The sequence below is a fragment of the uncultured Bacteroides sp. genome (assembly GCF_958445495.1).
Taxonomy (GTDB): domain Bacteria; phylum Bacteroidota; class Bacteroidia; order Bacteroidales; family Bacteroidaceae; genus Bacteroides.
Genome location: NZ_CAUCSQ010000002.1, coordinates 30,286 through 49,534 on the forward strand (window position 1 = coordinate 30,286; position 19,249 = coordinate 49,534).

The window sequence follows — 19,249 nt, forward strand, 5'->3', positions numbered from 1 at the left end:
CGAAGGCCGGCGGGAAGATTGCGAAAACAGGCGGCAAACCCGATAGTCTTTCGCAATCTTTCCGCCGGTTGCCATCGTCCGGCATCAGTCATTAACAATTAACTTAAAGAATGGATTATCCGCAACAACATATCAAACCTTACGACGAGGAAGGGAAGAAAACCGAACAGGTAGAGCGCATGTTCGACAATATCGCTCACGCTTACGACAAACTCAATCATACCTTATCTTTAGGCATTGACCGCAGTTGGCGCCGGAAAGCGATAGAGTGGCTTCGCCCTTTCCACCCGCAACGTATCATGGACGTGGCTACGGGTACGGGAGACTTCGCCATCCTTGCCTGCCGCCAACTGAAACCCGCCGAGCTGATAGGTACGGATATTTCGGAAGGCATGATGAATGTGGGACGTGAAAAAATAAAGAAGGAAGGACTCTCGGATACCATTTCTTTTGTCCGGGAAGACTGTACTTCACTCTCCTTTGCCGATAACGGCTTTGACGCTATCACCGTCGCTTTCGGCATCCGCAATTTTGAAGACCTCGACAAGGGGCTTTCCGAAATGTGCCGCGTACTGAAACCGGGCGGCCATCTCGTCATCCTTGAACTGACTACTCCGGACCGTTTCCCGATGAAACAACTGTTTTCCATCTACTCCAAGGTTGTCATCCCGTTATTGGGCAAGCTTCTCTCCAAAGACAACAGCGCATACCATTATCTGCCGGACACAATCAAAGTGTTTCCCCAAGGGGAAATCATGAAGGAGGTAATTGCCAAAGCCGGATTCAGCGAGGTGAACTTCCGACGACTGACATTCGGCATCTGCACACTCTATACTGCGACAAAATAACTTTAAACAACAGGCTTATGAAAATAACAGAAACAATCGGTTCATGTTTACTCTTCCTCTTTTGCTGCATCCATTTTACAGCCTGTGAACCGGCAAACGAGGAAGAAAACCTGATATGGGATTTTGCTCCCATAGTCCTTCGGATTTCAGTGCAGGACGCGCAGGGCAACGACCTGCTGAATCCGCTTACTCCCGGCTCTATCGCCTATCAGGGAATCAAAGCTGTCTACAAAGGGAAAACGTATGAAAAAGATGTTCTCCCCGCCAATATGACCAGGGATTACATGGCATATTTCTCCGGCCTGCAGACCCGGATAAGCCAGGATGGAAAGTATTTCCTCACTTTCGGAGAATTTAACGGAGACAAGACTTTCGAGAATGAAGAAGTAAAGATAGACTGGAATGACGGTACTGCATCCGTTATTACCTTTTCCAGCAAACTGACCTGGAAATCTAAAAACGACCCTGTATTCAACCGGAAATTCTGTCTGGACGGGAAAGAAACAGATTACAGCAAGGGGTTTGTGATTACTAAAGTCCCTTCCGGCTCCCAGCCTGAATTTGAAATTATTGATGTGCAACACGGCATCGAACTGGAACCGGACGTAGATGCAGACCGTAAGGAAGAAATAATAGCAGAGATAAAAGCAGATATGGAAAGCCATTCTCCCTACGCCAGCGTTCAAGGATACACGGTATCTTTGAACGATAAAGACGCCGGGAAATATGCATTTGCATTGACGGGGACCGGCGACAGCCCCGTTACTGCCGGAGAATTTACAATCAAAAGGGCTGAAACGCACAGCTTCAATGATATAAATGCCTCAATCGCAGACGCCTTCAGACTTATCCCTCCCGACGACCAGATATATAGCCATATAGAACTGGAGATAGAGGCTGAAAGCAAAGAACATACTTTCAACATCTTTATTGTCCGGCCGTATCATTTCTGGATATATGAAGACTTGACGGCATATTACAAAGAGAAATATCCCGGCTATAACATAAAAGAAGCAGTACGCCTCCTGAGAAGTAAACCTGATTATACAATTAAGCAATAGATTATTATGGAAAAATACGGTTTAATCGGCTACCCCCTGAAACATTCGTTTTCCATCGGATACTTTAACGAAAAATTCAAAGCGGAAAACATCGATGCGGAATACGTGAATTTTGAAATTCCAAGCATTAACGACTTTATGGAGGTCATTGAAGAGAACCCCAACCTGTGCGGGCTCAATGTCACTATTCCTTATAAAGAGCAGGTAATACCTTTTCTGAGCGAACTCGACCCCGACACTGCCAAGATAGGCGCCGTAAACGTAATTAAAATTATCCGCCAGCAGAAGGGGAAAGTCAAGCTGGTCGGCTATAACTCCGACATCATAGGGTTCACCCAGTCTATCCAACCGTTATTGCAGTCACACCATAAGAAGGCGCTGATTCTCGGCACGGGTGGGGCTTCGAAAGCCGTTTACCACGGACTGGCGAATTTAGGGATAGAGAGCACGTTTGTCTCGCGCACCCACAAAGCGGACGGCATGCTGACTTATAAGGAGCTGGCTCCCGAAATCATGGCGGAACATACGGTCATAGTCAACTGTACTCCCGTGGGCATGTATCCTAAAGTGGATTACTGCCCTGATATTCCATACGAATTGCTGACTCCGAACCATCTGCTTTACGATTTGTTATATAACCCGAACGTCACCCTGTTCATGAAAAAAGGAGAGGCGCAGGGGGCTGTTGTGAAAAACGGGCTCGAGATGCTTCTTTTACAGGCATTCGCAGCCTGGGAAATCTGGAACCGGTAACAAACCGCCCGACAAGGACCGGTCCGCCGGCGCTGATAAAGGAATAAAGGTATTTAATCAAATGGAATAAGGCATGAGAAAGAAAACCGTCTATATCGTTATCATCATCGTGTTAGTACTGGCCGGTTGCATTGCGGGAGGAAGTTTCTACATGCTGGACCTTTCCCTGACCCCGGACGCCAAGATATTAGCCAAAGACGCGGATTCTTATCCGTATATGTACAGGAACTATCCATTCCTGGAATCATGGGTGGACAGTTTAAGGAAGGAGGACGCATTAAAAGACACGTTCGTCTTCAATCCGCACGGAATACAACTGCATGCCTTGTATGCGGCAGCTCCGCAACCTACCCCCAAAACCGCCGTGATAGTTCACGGATATACGGACAATGCCATCCGCATGCTGATGATAGGTTATTTGTATAACCGTGACTTGGGATATAATATTCTACTTCCTGACCTTCAACATCAGGGGGAAAGCGAAGGCAGTGCCGTCCAGATGGGCTGGAAAGACCGGTTCGATGTATTGCAATGGATGAATATCGCCAACCGGATTTTCGGAGACAGCACTCAAATGGTGGTGCACGGTATTTCAATGGGAGGCGCCACGACGATGATGGTATCCGGCGAACCGCAACCGTATTTTGTGAAATGCTTTGTAGAGGATTGCGGTTACACCAGCGTATGGGACGAGTTCTCGCATGAACTGGAGTCTTCTTTCGGGCTTCCTCCTTTCCCGCTGATGTACACCACCGACTGGCTCTGTAAAATAAAATACGGATGGGGGTTCAAGGAGGCTTCTTCACTGAATCAGGTAGCCAAATGCAGGCTTCCGATGTTTTTCATCCACGGAGACAAGGATAAATATGTCCCTACATGGATGGTGTACCCTCTTTACGAAGCGAAACCGGAACCGAAAGAACTCTGGATAGTACCGGGAGCGGCCCATGCCGTCTCTTATCTGGAGAATAAACAGGAATACACCGGAAGGGTCCGTGATTTCGTGGAGCGATATATCCGTTAAAAACCTATTATAACCTGCCGTTTTGGATTCGTAACAGAAAAAGTTCTTATATTTGCACCCGTAAAAAGACTGTTATGAAACCGATATTCACATTTATAGTTGCTGTTTTCCTGTTGTTTCCTCTACAGGCAAAAGAGAAAATATATACGGTGGACAATCTCCCGAAGGTTCACCTGCAAAACGAGATGCGATATGTATGCAATCCGGCAGGAATATTGTCACAGGCGGCTTGCGACAGCATCGATTCCATGTTGTATGCCCTGGAACGGCAAACGGGCATCGAAACGGTAGTCGCCGTGGTTCCTTCTATCGGGACGGAAGACTGTTTCGATTTCTGCCATCAGTTATTGAACCGATGGGGAGTAGGGAAAAAGGATAAAAACAACGGGCTCGTCATTCTGCTGGTTACCGACCAGCGCTGCATCCAGTTTTATACCGGCTACGGCCTGGAAGGCGTGTTGCCGGATGCCATCTGCAAAAGGATTCAGACCAGATACATGATTCCTTACCTGAAAGACGGGAACTGGAACGCCGGAATGGTTGCCGGACTGAAAGCGACCTGCCAACGCCTCGACGGCTCGATGGAAAATGATTCGGAATCCGGCAACGGAGGTTCGTTTGATTTTGTCCTTATCATCCTTTGTATCTTTGCCATCGGCGGAGGGCTTGCTTTCCTTGCCGCACGGAAACAAAGCCGTTGCCCGAAATGCGGAAAGCACCAACTGCAAAGAAGCGGCAGCACGGTGGTCTCCCGAATCAACGGGGTGAAAACCGAAAATGTCACTTATACGTGCAGGAACTGCGGCTACACTCTGATACGCCGCCAGCAAAGTTATGACGATGATTATCACCACCGGGGCGGCGGAGGAGGCGGTCCGTTCATCGGAGGCTTTGGCGGAGGCTTCGGAGGGGGAAGCGGCGGTTTCGGCGGAGGCAGCTTCGGAGGCGGTTCCGGCGGAGGAGGGGGAGCAGGTTCCCGCTTCTAAACTTATCGATTTAAAATCAGATTATCAAATCCAATAAAAACAAGAAACATGAAAAAGTCAGTTATCATCATTTTAGCCGTTGCGGTTATCCTTGTTATATGGGCAGTAAGCGTATATAACGGCTTGGTTACTATGGACGAGAATGTCAGCGGGCAATGGGCAAATGTAGAGACTCAATACCAGCGTCGCGCAGACTTGATTCCTAACCTGGTAAATACGGTGAAAGGATATGCAACTCATGAAAAGGAAACGTTGGAAGGGGTTGTTGCGGCACGCAGCCAGGCAACTCAAATCAAGGTAGACGCCAATGACCTGACTCCGGAAAAATTGGCTCAATACCAAAAGGCGCAAGGGGCCGTGACTTCGGCATTAGGCAAATTATTAGCCATTACAGAGAACTATCCGGACCTGAAAGCCAACCAGAATTTCCTTGAATTACAAGCCCAACTGGAAGGAACGGAGAACCGCATCAACGTAGCACGCAAGAACTTCAATGATGCCGCGCAAGCTTATAACACCAATATCCGCCGCTTCCCGAAGAATATTTTCGCGGGTATGTTCGGTTTTGACAAGAAGGCATATTTTGAAGTGGAAGCCGGAACGGAGAAAGCTCCGAAAGTGGAATTTTAATCTGTCTCCGTCTTAGCGCTGTCATTTCTAATCCGGTTATTGCCTGAAAAGTTCCCGTTCCCGCTATTACGGGATACCGGTACTTTTCAGGCAATGATTTTAATACTATTACAGGAAGGTTTCTATGCAGGACCTATTCGTCCTGTCTCCATAAACAGGGATTGCTATTCTACGGCAAGGATTTCATCATCTTGCCAGTCAATAGTCCCGTTTGCCCCATTCTGGTCGGTCCAGCCTTTTGTCTGTCCCAGCCAAGAGTTATTGTCCAGAATATCTTTGGAGAGTCCCAAAACATAATAATTGGTATTCCAGCCAATCTTAATCCACTCGTTATTGTTATTTTTATCAGGTTGCGCATTGGGTTCGCCATACTGGAAGTTAGCTTCCCAGAAGTCGGCGACTTCTTTCAACTGTTCCTGGAAGTCGGCAGATTCGGGGTCTGCGAAGATATTCTTACGGAGTTCGGCCAATACGTCTTTACTGCCCGGCGTATAACCGTCTTTTACGTCTACGTATTTGGCTGTACGGTATTTCTCCGTCAGCGGAGTTACCCCCAGGAAAGTACAGGTGTTGGTAGAACTTAACGACATGGTTTCTCCCTGTCCTCCGTCATACAGCATCCACCGCCAAATGTCCCAATAGCGTTTTCCTTCGTAAGCCAGCTCGACCTGGCGTTCTCTCAAACAAGCTGCAAGGGCGGAAGCGCGGTCACTCACATAGGTATCCAGACCGTAATTGCCGGCGGACGGAATACCGACACGTGCACGCAGCTTTCCGATAGCTTGCTTGCACAAATCAACCTGATTGGTGGCTGCATAACATTCTGCCAGATTCAACTGCAGTTCGGCATACCGATAGTCATAAATATGTATGCCCGAAGCTTCATAATTGTTATCCGAAGCGGTATTCAATCCGCTCATCTTACGGACGAACACCGGACTGGAAATATTTACGCCTTCGCTATAAGCAAAACCGCTGGTTGTCGATTCCGTGGTTCTCCAACGGTAATTCCATACGGTATCGTTGGTTACGTCTTTATGCCCCCATTTCAGTCCGTTGAATGCAAAAGTCTGATAGAAACGAGGGTCGCGGTTTTCCATAAAACGCAGGCTTCCCTCTTCTACCCGGTGACTGGCATCAGGCAGGGTCCCGTCGGCCATCGGAAAGACATCAATCAGTTCGAGGGGCACTCCTTCTCCACCGCTTCCTCCCTGCGAGCTCAAACGAATGTTTTTCTCCCAACGATTATTCTTATAGCCCAGCGATGAATTGCTTTCTTTTGCCAACAACCTGACAACCAACGTCTCTCTATTCGAATGTTCATTGTCGTCGTCAGCCAGTATCTTACCCCAACTTGCCGCATCGGATACGCCGTCCAATCCACTGGCTGTTATATTCGAGACTGCATCCAAGGTTGCCTCCAGCGCCTTTTGCCAACGTACATTGCCGGGGTCATTCCATCCTTTATTGAAAATAGGGCTGGCATAAAACAACAATACACGGCTTTTATACGCCAGCGCACCGCCGCGAGTCAACCGGCCGTAGTCATTTGTTCCCCATTCGTCGGGCAACAGGGTTGCCGCCTCGGACAAATCTTTCACGATTTGTTCTACGCACCGGGTGACGGAAGCTCTCGGCAGCCCTTCTTCGGTAGCTTCGGCATTCAACACCGTGGTTACGATAGGCACACAGCCGTACATACGGACTAAATCGAACAATTGCATGGCACGCAGAAAAAGCGCCTGCCCTTTGGCTCTGTCTTTGGTCTCCTGCGAGACGGAGGAGGCATCGATATCGCGAAGCAGGATATTACAATTGCGAATGCGCGTATAAGCATTGTTTGTCACGCTCGAACCTAGTGCTTTGCCGAAATAACTGGCAAACAGCGGGTCATAGCTTTTACCGCTGGAGGCGTCTGTCTGTGTCTTTATGTCGTCAATCGTCGAATACCGGGTACTCGGGTCAATCCGGCTGGTGGATGTAATTCCCCACGTCTCATCCGTGAACTCATTAAAATCCTGCGCATAAGAGGTGTACAATCCCAGATATTGGGATGTCGGAGAGGTATAGTTTTCAAAACAGTTTTGGTATAAACCTGCCAGATACCATGTTATCTTGGTTTCGGAATCGAAATCATCATAAGCCCCGTAGTTATTCATATCCAGAAATGAATCGCTGCAACCGGACATAAGCATATTCAGGGCCAGGGCTCCTGTATATAAAAAGTTTTTCTTTTTCATTGTCGATGTATGTTTTAAAATGTAACATTAACGCCTAACGACCAGGTTCTCAAAGTCGGATACTCCGTGGAAGAAGCATCGTACATATTGCGGTAATGGCCGGGATAAGGGTTATACAAATCCCACAGGTTATTGCCTGTCAGATTCAGGCGGACCGCCGACATCTTCAACGGGGCAATCCACTTTTTCGGAAGGGCATAGCTGACAGACAGGTTGCGGATGTAACAACGGAATGTGCTAATCATCCAGAGGTCTGAATTGGCAAGGGCTGAATTGGAAATCAGGGACTCTGCTCCTAAATTCGGGTATTTGCCCGTAGGATTGTAGACTTCGTCAAACATATCTCCCCAGAAAGAATCCGGCGCCCATATCATGGTGCTTTTGTTGCCGCCCATGGAAGCACGGTCGATAAAACGCACGCCGCCCCAGGAGGTCGCAATATTGGCACTGATGGAGAGTCCTTTCCAGGAGGCTCCCAGTCTTGTCGATACATTATAAGTCTTGTTCTTATTGCATAATTTGCCGTAGTCTTGTTCCAGGACGATTTGTCCATTGGGGCCTTGTTGCACTCCGTTAACCATTTCACCGCCCAAGTCCTGATAGGCGACCATACCCGGACGCAACTCGTCCTTACTGGTCTTGTCCAAATATTTGGTCTGTCCGCCTTCGGGAGTCCAGGATTCCAGATAAGCCCAATAATTGTTGATATCTTCTTGCGTACGTAAAATCCCGTCTCCCATGGAAGTGCCTTTCCAAACTTTGAAACCCCATACGGGAAGATAGGTGGACATGCCTTCTTCCCAACTTGCACTGCACGGATATTTATTATAGCGCAATCCCGGAACCCACTCTCTCACCCTGCTGCCGCTCAGGCCGAAATCCATACCGATGTTATAGTTCACCTGCCCTATTTTATCGCGCCATGTCAAAGACAGTTCACCGCCATAAGTATCTACGCGCCCGAAATTTTCTTCCGCATAAGAACCGCCGGCATAGATGGGAATCCCCGGTTGACTAGCCATATACTGGTTCAGAATGTTGTCATTGATGTCATAGTAGAAATCAAAAACCGCACTCAAACGGCCGTCTAAGAAACGGGTATCGAAGCCCAGGTTGAACTTATCGGAAACGTCCCATTTTACATTGCGGTTCGGAGATGCCTGCGGAATCAGGCTCGTACCCGGTTTTCCGCTTTCCGCACCGAACTGCATGCCTTTCAAATCCATCTTATACTGTTCTTTCCATTTCCACATTTTTATATTGTCACGTCCTGTACGCCCCCAGGAAGCACGTATTTTCAGAAACTCGAACCACGGAAGGGAACGTTTAAACCACGGCTCTTCAGACAGAATCCATCCGACGGAAACACCGGGAAAGAATCCCCAATAGTTTTCCGGCGCGAATTTAGTGGATGCGTCCGAACGGAAAATGAACTGTAACATATAACGGTCGGCATACGAATATGCGACACGCCCCAAATAGGAAAGCGAACCGGATTCTCCTTTAAGCGTGACCGTATTGTCGGAAGTCAAAGCCGATTTCCCGTCCGTACCTACGATGGACGGGCCGCCGACTCCCAGGTAGGTATCGGATATGTCATGCGCCAAATCGGAGTACTCGATGTCACGGGAATCATAGAATGATTCATAACGTTCGACGGACGCCATAGCCGAAATGCTGTGTTTGCCGAATGTACGTTCATAGTTTACATAAAAATTCATCTGGCGCCTCTCTGACTGCCTGTCTTTGAAAGACAGTGTGCTGTTTTTATCAAATACCGCTTTTTTGAAAGAGCTGTTGGGAATGGTATAGACCAGATGCTGGTCGGCGGCCATCCTGCTACCCACATAGGCTAATTCATAGGGGAAGCTGGCCTGTTCCGTCGCCTCGCTCGAATGGGAGGAGGAATAGGTGGCGCGTAATGACAATCCTTTTACAAAAGGCACTTCATAGGTCAGCGATATGTCAGCATTCCAGCTATTGCTCCTGTTTTTGCTGAACGAACCGCTGTTGCTCAGTGCAAAATAATTCCATGAGGTAACGTAGTCCCGGTTGAAGCTGGGATTGCTATAGGTATTTTCGATAGGTCCTAGCCAGTATTCTTCGTCTTCTCCGTTTTCGTTCGGCAGGGTGACGCTCCAAGGAATATGGTTCGGCATGTGATGCAGGGCGCTATAATCTGATTTTTCAGTGCTTCCGCCCATACCATACAGCTTAAAACGCGCACCTTTAGTATAAATCTGGTCGGATTTTCCTTCGTTGCCGGCAACCGTAGCGGACAGTTTGATGTCATTTGTCAAACGTACGTCGACACCGGCACGGTAAGTATAGCGTTTGTAACTCTGGTTGCCCAGATTTGCTCCCTGGTCAAAGTAGGTGGCTCCCGCATAATAGGTGGCCCGTTCGCTGCCGCCGCTCACATTCAGTGTGTGTGTCTGTTGGAAAGCCGATTTCCAGCCGGCTTTATCCAACCAGTCATAATTCAGGTTGTCCATTTCGGCCAGTTCTATATCGCTGTAGAGCACGTCGAAATCGTCATAACCGCTCGCCTTGTTGGAACCGATTGCCAAAGAATTGTAGAAACGTCCGTAATCGGAACCTCTCAGGACTTTGGAATGACCGACGGCATCGTTTACCGCAAACTTGCCTGAATAGGAAATCAAAGGTACTCCTTTTTTTCCTCTTTTTGTCTTTACCAGAATGGCACCATTGGCCGCACGCGAACCGTAAATCGCCGCACTCGCGTCACGCAGTACGGTAATACTTTCCACTTCCGACGGGTCTAGCATATTAAACTGCTCCATACTCGGCTGGCCGTTAGTCCCTAATTGAATCACGTCATCAATAATGATTAACGGCGTGGAATTGCCGCCGTCTTTGGAAATGCCGGTAAAAGTACGGTTCTGGCGGATATAGACTTCATTCGCATTCGTACCGGGACGGCTGGAACCGAGTTCGACTGTCAATCCGTTAACCATTCCCTGCAATGCTTCCGAGAGGTTGGATACCGGAAGGTCTTCCAATTCTTCCGCCGAAATTGTCGAGATGGAACCGGTAACGTTTTTCTGCTTCATATTACCGTAACCGACTACTACGACTTCATCCAACTTCTGATTGTCTTCCTGAAGCACCACACGCAAAACGTTTCCTTTAGGGACAAGGGTTTGCTTTATGTAACCGATATAGGAGACAACGACTTTTTTCCCTTCCGGGACATCCAGAGAGAAATTTCCGTCAATATCTGTAATAGTTCCTGCCGATGATTCCTGTAACCTTACGGTAGCGCCGATTATCGGCTGCCCGTTTTCGTCCAATATCTGCCCCGTCACTTTCCGGGCCTGCGCATTAACCGACAGCGTAAATGCCATGAAACAGATTAGCATGCTTATCCCTCTAATCAATGAAGATTTTTCGGACTTCGTAAATATAACGTGTTTATACATATCTTTATTATTTAATGCGCAGTTCATTGTCTCCATTTCGAAGCTCCCACGCTAGAACAACCTTCAAATAATTCATTTAGCTTGAAATTGCCATTACCCGGGTCGGTGAACAGGTTGGCCGTCGACATCTTGGAATCGCTCAGTCCCAGGCTTCCCTTGCTCGACGAGTGGTCGCTCGACTGGAAACTGTTCACGGGACTGAAACGGTAAACTCCGGTATAATCATCTTGCCCGCCTGTCCCCAATTCGTTGAACTTGGGAAGTTTGCCGTCTATTTTCATGGAACCTCCGAACACGCAATTCTCTATCCGGACTGTGATACTCGGGTCGACACGGAATAAGAATGAATTCTCCATCGGCGCATAGCAGAATGTAGTATTCGTTATCGAGATGTTTTTACCACTGCCGCTATTCCGAAGGTCGGCGATGCCGCAAATATTGGTGACGGTGCATTCGTCAAAAGAAACATCATTGATGTAATTACCGTTTTTACCGTCTGTAGAGACTATGCCTTGATTGCCAATGGCATTGAGCGTACATTCTTTAAAAGAAACCGCACCGATACTTCCATCTGCCTTTTTCGAACGGACAACCGAACGGAAATTCTCGATGTGGCAGTTGGTAAAAGCCACCGTATTGATTAAGAAGGCATCCGATTCCGGACAAATCACTTGTTTGCCGCTTAATCCGTTGTCTGTCGCTTCAGACAATGATTTGGCTGCTTCAAGATTGATGCGTTTAAAGGTAATTTTGTCTATCATTCCTCCTTCTACTACACGGAATGCGTTTTCAAAACTAAATGTAGGATAAGTTTCCAAGGTTTGCGGTGTTACAAAATGGACTGAATGTGCAAATTCTATGACTGTCTCACCGCTATTCAATACATATGTTTTTCCGACGGGAAGAATGAAAGTCGTACCTTCTGCCAGGGAATTCCAGTCCAGTTTATTGAAATAGTCCGGGTCGAACGCTTCATTGCGCAAATCGACACGGTTTGCCGTACCGTAATCCGCATCCAGATTTTCCGTAGCTTCCGTTTTTATTTCCACACGTGCCTGATACGTGTCGGAAGTCTGTTCTTCTCCCGAATAAAGATTGATGCGATAGGCTGTTTCGGGAGACAAGTCACCGATAATCTTCGACCCGGACAAATATTCTTCAGAAGAGACCTGATATACTTTCGTTTCTTGCTGCATACCTCCTTCCATTTCCGCCGGAACGGCAGTCAGGGCGGTGATGACAACCGTATCATTCGGTTCCCATGCAATAAGTGCCGACGTGTCTATGGTGCGGGCTTCTTTCAATTCGATGGATAAGGGGCGGTAAAGGATGCCTGTCACTTCCGTTTCCCAATAACCGGACAGCTTTCCGTCTCCCACACATTTTACTTTAAATTTATAGTTTTCTTCCCACTCCAGCTCTATGACACAGGAGGATTGTCCGGCGGGAACGGTTTCCGTCTTATAGAGTTCATCGCCTTTATCTGTCACTCTATACACTTCGACAACATACTCGGTCGCTCCTTCTACGCTTTTCCAGGTAAGGTAGGCTCTGTTCTGTACGACTTCCATCGTAGTGACCGGCCGCAACAACACCGCCGAACCGGAATCGTCATTGTCCGAGCAGCCCGCCGACAATGCCGAAAAACAACTCAGCAAGAGGCTTGCCGTCATCAGTTTCATTAAATTCATAGCATTCAATTTTAATATTAACATTTTATTGATTTCACTTTTTAAAGTTGTATGAAATATCCTCGCCCACCAGACTGTTGAGATATACTTCCAATGCCGTATAACCTGTATCTGTGGTTTTGTTGCGGTCTTCCGGGTCGGCGGGGTTCAGGCCGACTTTCTTTTCCCAAGTGTCATCCATGCCGTCTTTGTCCGCATCCGTAATGATTCCGGATGTTTTATAGGTCAGTCCCTCAAACCCTTCGGCCTCGTCAGGGCTATTGATTATCCCCGGAATAGCCCCACTGGTCTCATTTCCCGCTCCCGTATATGTACAACTGCCCTCTTTTACTTCTTTTATTATGCGTGTATCCACTGCGTCACGCGGGAAAGCACCGGCTCCATTTTCCCCGACTACAGACTGAAAAGCTTTTTCCGCAGACTCACAATCTTCCAGATAGGTGTATGTGTTCCAGTCAAACCAATACTGTGCATAATTGTCTTTTCCGGAAGGAACAATGAAAGACGACGATTTCATTTCATCAATACTATAGGGATAACTGCTATCCGTATATACTCCTTTCCAATTGTCTGAGGTGAGTTCGTCATTGCCTTCCATCACATTTCCGTTGAAATACCATTTTGATACAGCACGTAAAGGTGCTTTTTCCGGTTCACGGGCACTTGACTGACGAAAGAATTTTAAGTCTCGCACCCGAATTTCCGTAGCAGGTCCCGGCTTATAATAATTATTCATGAAGTTACACGCCCATCCGTGATACTCCGGGTCTTGCGACTCATCCATTCCGCCATAAGTAGCCATCTGGCTTCCCCAATTATAATTCACATTATTTATATACTCCATATATACGTTTATATCCTGCCCGGGAGCTTTTCCCCGTGCGCCGTTCATCAGCGGAGTGCGGCTGTTGCAATGGGCAAACAGATTATGATGGTATGTGGAAGAAGCGCCTCCCCATGCACCGCCATAGCCACGGGACCCTTTCTTGTTCACCGAATAATAAAGCCCTTCACTGGAAATACACCACTGGACAGTAGAAAAATGGGTATCAATGAAATCGGTGTTCTCTTCACTGGCCCAACTGAATGAGCAATGGTCAATAATGAAATTATCAGCATTCTCCACACGAAGGCATGCGGCATTATGGTCTTTTCCACCGGCATCCTTATCCCCTACCCGGAAACGTATATGACGAATGATAAAATTCTCTGAACCTCCAAAGTTCACTTCGTTCTTAATCACACAAATTCCGCCTCCCGGAGCCGTCTGACCGGCTATTGTGAAATTCTTCGCTTTACAACGTATATCCGATTTCAATTCTATTTTGCCCGAAACGGCAAAAACCACCGTAGTGGCATCATTCTCCGCACACTGTCTCAAAGCCCATCGGAAAGAACCTTCTCCATCGTCATCCAGATTCGTTACTATGACTACTTTTCCGCCACGGCCTCCTGTAGCGTTTTTACCAAACCCTTCGGCAGTAGGAAAGGCTTTCAATATTTCCGGACCTTTCGCATAAGGTCCCAATCCCATATTAGTGAATCCGTCAGCATCGTTGCATGCTCCCAAAATCGAAACACTACTCATAAAAAACAGCCATTTAGCCATACGGTATTTCATAATACCGAAAACACCCGTTCGCCCTGGTTTAGAAAAATCGGAAACGCATCCCAGTTGTGTTTTTCTTTCTTCAATAAATGCATCATTCTTCATTTATTTTTCAATTTAAAGTTAATATAAATTACCACCGTTTCATAAACAGCAGTTTGGTTATGATGTTAACATGACGTATAATATTTATCTATGTAATCATTTTCTTCATACTTAATTTCGTTTTTAAAATACTTTTTTTTCAAAGATTGCCTATCAGACTGACAACCGAATTTCTTAATAATGTCAATATTATACAATAAGAGTACACCCTATCTGATTTGGCGATGCCGGATTTTACGATATATCCAGGCATCGACAAGATGATGCTTTCCCAACGGAAAGAAGATGAAAAGCATATATGACAACGGCATTTCCACTCAGATAGTTGGCTGTACAAAAAAAAAACAGTACTTTTGCAGGCGTATACAAATAATTCTATAACTCATGAGTAATCAACGATACATGATGCGTGGCGTGAGCGCGTCAAAAGAAGATGTGCACAACGCCATCAAGAACATTGACAAAGGAATTTTCCCAAAGGCATTCTGCAAAATCATCCCGGATATATTGGGAGGCGATCCCGAATATTGTAATATCATGCATGCTGACGGTGCCGGCACAAAATCCTCCCTGGCTTATATGTATTGGAAAGAAACGGGAGACTTGTCCGTATGGAAAGGCATTGCACAAGACGCCCTGATTATGAATATCGACGACCTGCTTTGTGTAGGCGCTGTTGACAACATTCTCGTCTCTTCTACCATCGGACGCAACAAACTCCTGATTCCGGGCGAAGTTATCTCCGCCATCATTAACGGAACGGACGAGTTATTGGCCGAGCTTCGTGAAATGGGCGTGGGAGTATATGCTACCGGTGGAGAAACAGCCGATGTAGGGGATTTGGTACGCACGATTATCGTTGATTCCACCGTGACTTGCCGCATGAAGCGTTCAGATGTCATCGACAATGCCAATATCCGTCCGGGAGACGTTATTGTCGGTTTGGCTTCTTATGGAAAAGCGAATTACGAGAAAGAATACAACGGCGGTATGGGTAGCAATGGCCTGACAAGTGCCCGCCATGACGTATTCAGTAAATATCTTGCAAAAAAATACCCGGAAAGTTATGATGCCGCCGTTCCGGAGGAATTAGTTTATTCAGGAAAATTAAGTCTGACGGACAGCGTAGAGGGGACTTCGGTCGATGCCGGTAAGCTGGTACTTTCTCCTACCCGCACCTATGCTCCGGTAGTAAAAAAATTGTTTGATTCCCTCCGCCCTGAGATTCACGGTATGGTTCATTGCTCCGGCGGCGCACAAACCAAAGTGTTGCATTTCGTAGAAAATGTACGTGTAGTGAAAGACAATCTCTTCCCTGTTCCTCCTTTATTCAAAACCATACAGGAACAAAGCGGTACGGACTGGGCGGAAATGTACAAAGTATTCAATATGGGGCATCGCCTCGAAATATATTTATCACCGGAACATGCCGAAGAAGTGATTGCTATTTCCGAGTCTTTCGGCATTCCCGCACGTATTGTCGGACGCATCGAAGCATGTGACCGGACTGAATTGATTATCCAAAGCGAATTCGGAGAATTTAGATATTAAAGAATGGCAGATAACAATACCATATTAGAAAAATTAGACGGGCTTGTCGCCCGTTTTGAAGAAATATCTACCCTTATCACTGACCCGGCAGTGATTGCCGATCAAAAACGTTATGTCAAGCTGACTAAAGAATACAAGGAACTGGACGACTTGATGAAAGCCCGTAAGGAATATATCCAATTACTGGGTAATATTGAAGAAGCCAAAAATATCCTTGCCAATGAATCGGACGCCGATATGCGTGAAATGGCAAAAGAAGAGATGGACAGCAGCCAGGAACGTCTTCCTCTTTTGGAAGAGGAAATCAAACTGATGCTCGTCCCCGCCGACCCGCAAGACAGCAAAAACGCGATTCTTGAAATCCGCGGCGGTACGGGAGGCGATGAGGCGGCGATTTTTGCAGGTGACCTTTTTCGCATGTATGCCAAATATTGCGAGACCAAAGGGTGGAAAATGGAAGTGTCCAGCGCCAATGAAGGAGCAGCAGGCGGTTTTAAGGAAATCATTTGCAGCGTTACCGGCGACAACGTTTACGGAACGTTGAAATACGAGTCCGGGGTTCATCGCGTACAACGTGTTCCCGCCACGGAGACACAGGGACGTGTACACACCTCCGCCGCTTCGGTGGCGGTACTTCCGGAAGCGGAAGAATTTGATGTCGTAATTAATGAAGGAGAAATCAAATGGGATACTTTCCGAAGCGGTGGCGCCGGCGGACAGAACGTCAACAAGGTGGAATCCGGAGTACGCTTACGCTACATCTGGAAAAATCCGAATACGGGGATAGCTGAAGAAATCCTGATTGAATGTACGGAAACACGAGACCAACCGAAAAACAAGGAACGTGCATTAGCCCGACTCCGTACCTTTATTTATGACAAGGAACACCAGAAATACATTGACGACATCGCTTCCAAACGCAAAACTATGGTATCTACCGGCGACCGTTCAGCTAAAATCCGTACATATAACTATCCGCAAGGGCGTATCACCGACCACCGAATCAACTACACAATCTACAACTTGGCAGCCTTTATGGACGGGGATATCCAAGATTGTATCGACCATCTGATTGTGGCGGAAAATGCGGAACGGCTGAAAGAAAGCGAACTGTAGAGAATATAACAAGAATGACATCCCGTTAAATAAATATGTATAACCCGTAACTTGTAATTATAACAATGGATAAGAAACAGTTATTCGAAAACATAAAACGCAAAAAATCATTCCTTTGCGTAGGGCTTGATACCGATATTAAAAAGATACCCGAACATTTGTTGAAAGAAGAAGATCCGATTTTCACCTTCAACAAGGCAATTATCGATGCAACAGCAGATTTATGCATTGCTTACAAGCCCAACCTCGCTTTTTATGAAAGCATGGGTGTGAAAGGATGGATTGCATTTGAAAAAACCGTCAAATATATCAAAGACAATTATCCGGACCAATTCATCATTGCCGATGCAAAACGCGGTGATATAGGAAACACATCGGCCATGTATGCCCGTACTTTTTTTGAAGAGCTGGCTATAGATTCCGTAACCGTAGCCCCCTATATGGGCGAAGATAGCGTCACTCCATTCCTGACTTACGAAGATAAATGGGTTATCTTATTGGCGCTGACCTCTAACAAAGGGTCCCATGACTTCCAATTGACTGAAGACGCTAACGGCGAACGCCTGTTCGAAAAAGTATTGCGCAAATCACAGGAGTGGGCTGGTGACGACCGTATGATGTATGTAGTAGGCGCAACCCAAGGACGCGCTTTCGAGGATATCCGCAAGCTTGTACCTAATCACTTCCTCCTTGTTCCGGGTGTCGGAGCTCAGGGAGGTTCGCTTGAGGAAGTTTGCAAATACGGCATGAACAGTACATGCGGACTGATTGTTAATTCTTCCCGCGGAATCATCTACGTGGACAAAACAGAGAAATTCGCCGAAGCCGCCCGTGTTGCCGCACAAGAAGTACAGGCACAGATGGCGGAACAACTGAAGGCCATTCTCTAAAGAAAAAGAATCTCTAAAGAAAACGGATGCCTTACGAAAGAAAGATAATCAACGACCCTGTTTTCGGGTTTATCAACATACCTAAGGGATTGCTGTACGATATTGTACGGCATCCTCTTTTACAACGCCTTACCCGTATCAAACAAGTAGGGCTTTCATCGGTAGTATATCCCGGTGCACAACATACCCGTTTCCAGCATTCACTCGGAGCTTTCTATTTAATGAGTGAAGCTATTACCCAACTGGCTTCCAAAGGTAATTTTATCTTTGACAGCGAAGCAGAGGCCGTGCAAGCTGCCATCCTGCTGCACGACATAGGACACGGGCCTTTCTCACACGTACTCGAAGATACGATTGTCAAAGGAGTTTCTCACGAAGAAATTTCTCTCCTCCTGATGGAGCGGATGAATAAAGAGATGAACGGGCAACTCAGCCTGGCCATCCAAATCTTCAAAGACGAATATCCGAAACGTTTCCTGCATCAACTCGTCAGCGGCCAACTGGATATGGACAGGCTCGACTATCTCCGCCGCGACAGTTTTTATACAGGCGTCACGGAAGGAAACATCGGTTCGGCACGGATTATCAAAATGCTTGACGTTGCAGACGACCGTCTCGTCATCGAATCAAAAGGCATTTATTCTATTGAGAATTTCCTGACAGCACGCCGTCTGATGTACTGGCAGGTATATTTGCACAAGACTTCGGTTGCATACGAACGAATGCTTATCAGTACCTTGCTCCGCGCTAAAGAACTTGCCGCGCAAGGCGTGGCATTATTCGCATCGCCTGCATTGCATTTCTTTTTATATAACAATATCGACCATACGGAATTCTATAATAATCCAGATTGCCTGGAAAATTTCATTCAACTGGACGACAATGATATATGGACCGCTTTAAAAGTATGGAGTACTCATCCGGACAAGGTGCTTTCCACTTTAAGCCAGGGAATGATTAACCGGAACATCTTTAAAGTGGAAATTTCGTCCGAACCGGTCAGCGAAGACAGAAAAAAAGAATTAACTTTGCACATCAGCCAACAGCTAGGCGTAACCCTTTCCGAAGCGAACTATTTTGTCTCTACCCCCAGCATCGAAAAGAATATGTATGACCCGGCAGATGACAGTATTGACATTATCTACAAAGACGGCACTATCAAAAATATTGCCGAAGCATCGGACATGCTGAACATCTCATTATTGTCCAAAAAGGTAAAGAAATACTATCTCTGCTATCAGAGATTACACAGATAAGTATAAAATATTCATGCAATAACACGGAAATCTGAAAAAAAAATCC

The 19,249-nt window shown here is 46.7% G+C and carries 14 protein-coding genes; 10 read left to right on the forward strand and 4 right to left on the reverse strand.

The genetic code is table 11. The features are described 5' to 3' along the window. Window positions 1–110: 110 nt before the first annotated feature. From ubiE to Q5076_RS01165, 6 genes are all read left to right on the forward strand, one after another. Window positions 111–848 (forward strand): bifunctional demethylmenaquinone methyltransferase/2-methoxy-6-polyprenyl-1,4-benzoquinol methylase UbiE, encoded by a 738-nt coding sequence (gene ubiE / locus Q5076_RS01140; RefSeq protein ID WP_303010385.1) that lies wholly within the window; start codon window positions 111–113, stop codon window positions 846–848. A gap of 17 nt (window positions 849–865) precedes the next feature. Continuing rightward, window positions 866–1,909, forward strand: a complete 1,044-nt coding sequence (locus Q5076_RS01145) for a hypothetical protein (RefSeq protein ID WP_303010386.1) — start codon at window positions 866–868, stop codon at window positions 1,907–1,909. 6 nt (window positions 1,910–1,915) lie between these two features. Further along, window positions 1,916–2,662, forward strand: a complete 747-nt coding sequence (locus Q5076_RS01150) for a shikimate dehydrogenase (RefSeq protein ID WP_303010387.1) — start codon at window positions 1,916–1,918, stop codon at window positions 2,660–2,662. A gap of 73 nt (window positions 2,663–2,735) precedes the next feature. Beyond that, complete coding sequence (locus Q5076_RS01155; protein ID WP_303010388.1) at window positions 2,736–3,686, forward strand: alpha/beta hydrolase; 951 nt, start codon at window positions 2,736–2,738, stop codon at window positions 3,684–3,686. A 74-nt stretch (window positions 3,687–3,760) separates the two neighbouring features. Further along, the gene (locus tag Q5076_RS01160) at window positions 3,761–4,672 is read left to right on the forward strand and encodes a TPM domain-containing protein (protein ID WP_303010390.1); all 912 of its coding nucleotides are present in this window, start codon (window positions 3,761–3,763) and stop codon (window positions 4,670–4,672) included. Window positions 4,673–4,720: 48 nt separating this feature from the next. Beyond that, a complete protein-coding gene (locus Q5076_RS01165) occupies window positions 4,721–5,302 on the forward strand; it encodes a LemA family protein (RefSeq protein ID WP_303010391.1) in 582 nt (193 codons plus the stop codon). Window positions 5,303–5,466: 164 nt separating this feature from the next. On the opposite strand, the gene Q5076_RS01170 is transcribed toward Q5076_RS01165, so the two are convergent. From Q5076_RS01170 to Q5076_RS01185, 4 genes are read right to left on the reverse strand one after another with little or no spacing between them, the layout of a single operon-like run. Continuing rightward, window positions 5,467–7,542: a RagB/SusD family nutrient uptake outer membrane protein gene (locus tag Q5076_RS01170; RefSeq protein ID WP_303010392.1), complete on the reverse strand. Its 2,076-nt coding sequence runs from the start codon at window positions 7,540–7,542 to the stop codon at window positions 5,467–5,469. 14 nt (window positions 7,543–7,556) lie between these two features. Beyond that, window positions 7,557–10,985, reverse strand: a complete 3,429-nt coding sequence (locus Q5076_RS01175; RefSeq protein ID WP_303010393.1) for a TonB-dependent receptor — start codon at window positions 10,983–10,985, stop codon at window positions 7,557–7,559. A gap of 23 nt (window positions 10,986–11,008) precedes the next feature. Further along, complete coding sequence (locus Q5076_RS01180) at window positions 11,009–12,676, reverse strand: hypothetical protein (protein ID WP_303010394.1); 1,668 nt, start codon at window positions 12,674–12,676, stop codon at window positions 11,009–11,011. A gap of 34 nt (window positions 12,677–12,710) precedes the next feature. Further along, the gene (locus tag Q5076_RS01185; protein ID WP_303010396.1) at window positions 12,711–14,390 is read right to left on the reverse strand and encodes a polysaccharide lyase family 1 protein; all 1,680 of its coding nucleotides are present in this window, start codon (window positions 14,388–14,390) and stop codon (window positions 12,711–12,713) included. A 384-nt stretch (window positions 14,391–14,774) separates the two neighbouring features. On the opposite strand from Q5076_RS01185, the gene Q5076_RS01190 reads away from it, so the two are divergent. The 4 genes from Q5076_RS01190 (at window position 14,775) to Q5076_RS01205 (ending at window position 19,203) form a co-directional block, all read left to right on the forward strand. Next, window positions 14,775–15,941: an AIR synthase-related protein gene (locus tag Q5076_RS01190; RefSeq protein WP_303010398.1), complete on the forward strand. Its 1,167-nt coding sequence runs from the start codon at window positions 14,775–14,777 to the stop codon at window positions 15,939–15,941. Between the two features lie 3 nt (window positions 15,942–15,944). Next, window positions 15,945–17,057, forward strand: coding sequence for a peptide chain release factor 1 (gene prfA, locus Q5076_RS01195; RefSeq protein ID WP_303010400.1), 1,113 nt, complete (start codon window positions 15,945–15,947; stop codon window positions 17,055–17,057). 65 nt (window positions 17,058–17,122) lie between these two features. Beyond that, window positions 17,123–17,947 carry an orotidine-5'-phosphate decarboxylase gene (pyrF, locus tag Q5076_RS01200; RefSeq protein WP_303010401.1) on the forward strand — a complete coding sequence of 275 codons (825 nt, stop codon included), beginning with the start codon at window positions 17,123–17,125 and terminating at the stop codon, window positions 17,945–17,947. A gap of 26 nt (window positions 17,948–17,973) precedes the next feature. Next, a complete protein-coding gene (locus Q5076_RS01205; protein ID WP_303010402.1) occupies window positions 17,974–19,203 on the forward strand; it encodes an HD domain-containing protein in 1,230 nt (409 codons plus the stop codon). Window positions 19,204–19,249 lie beyond the last annotated feature (46 nt).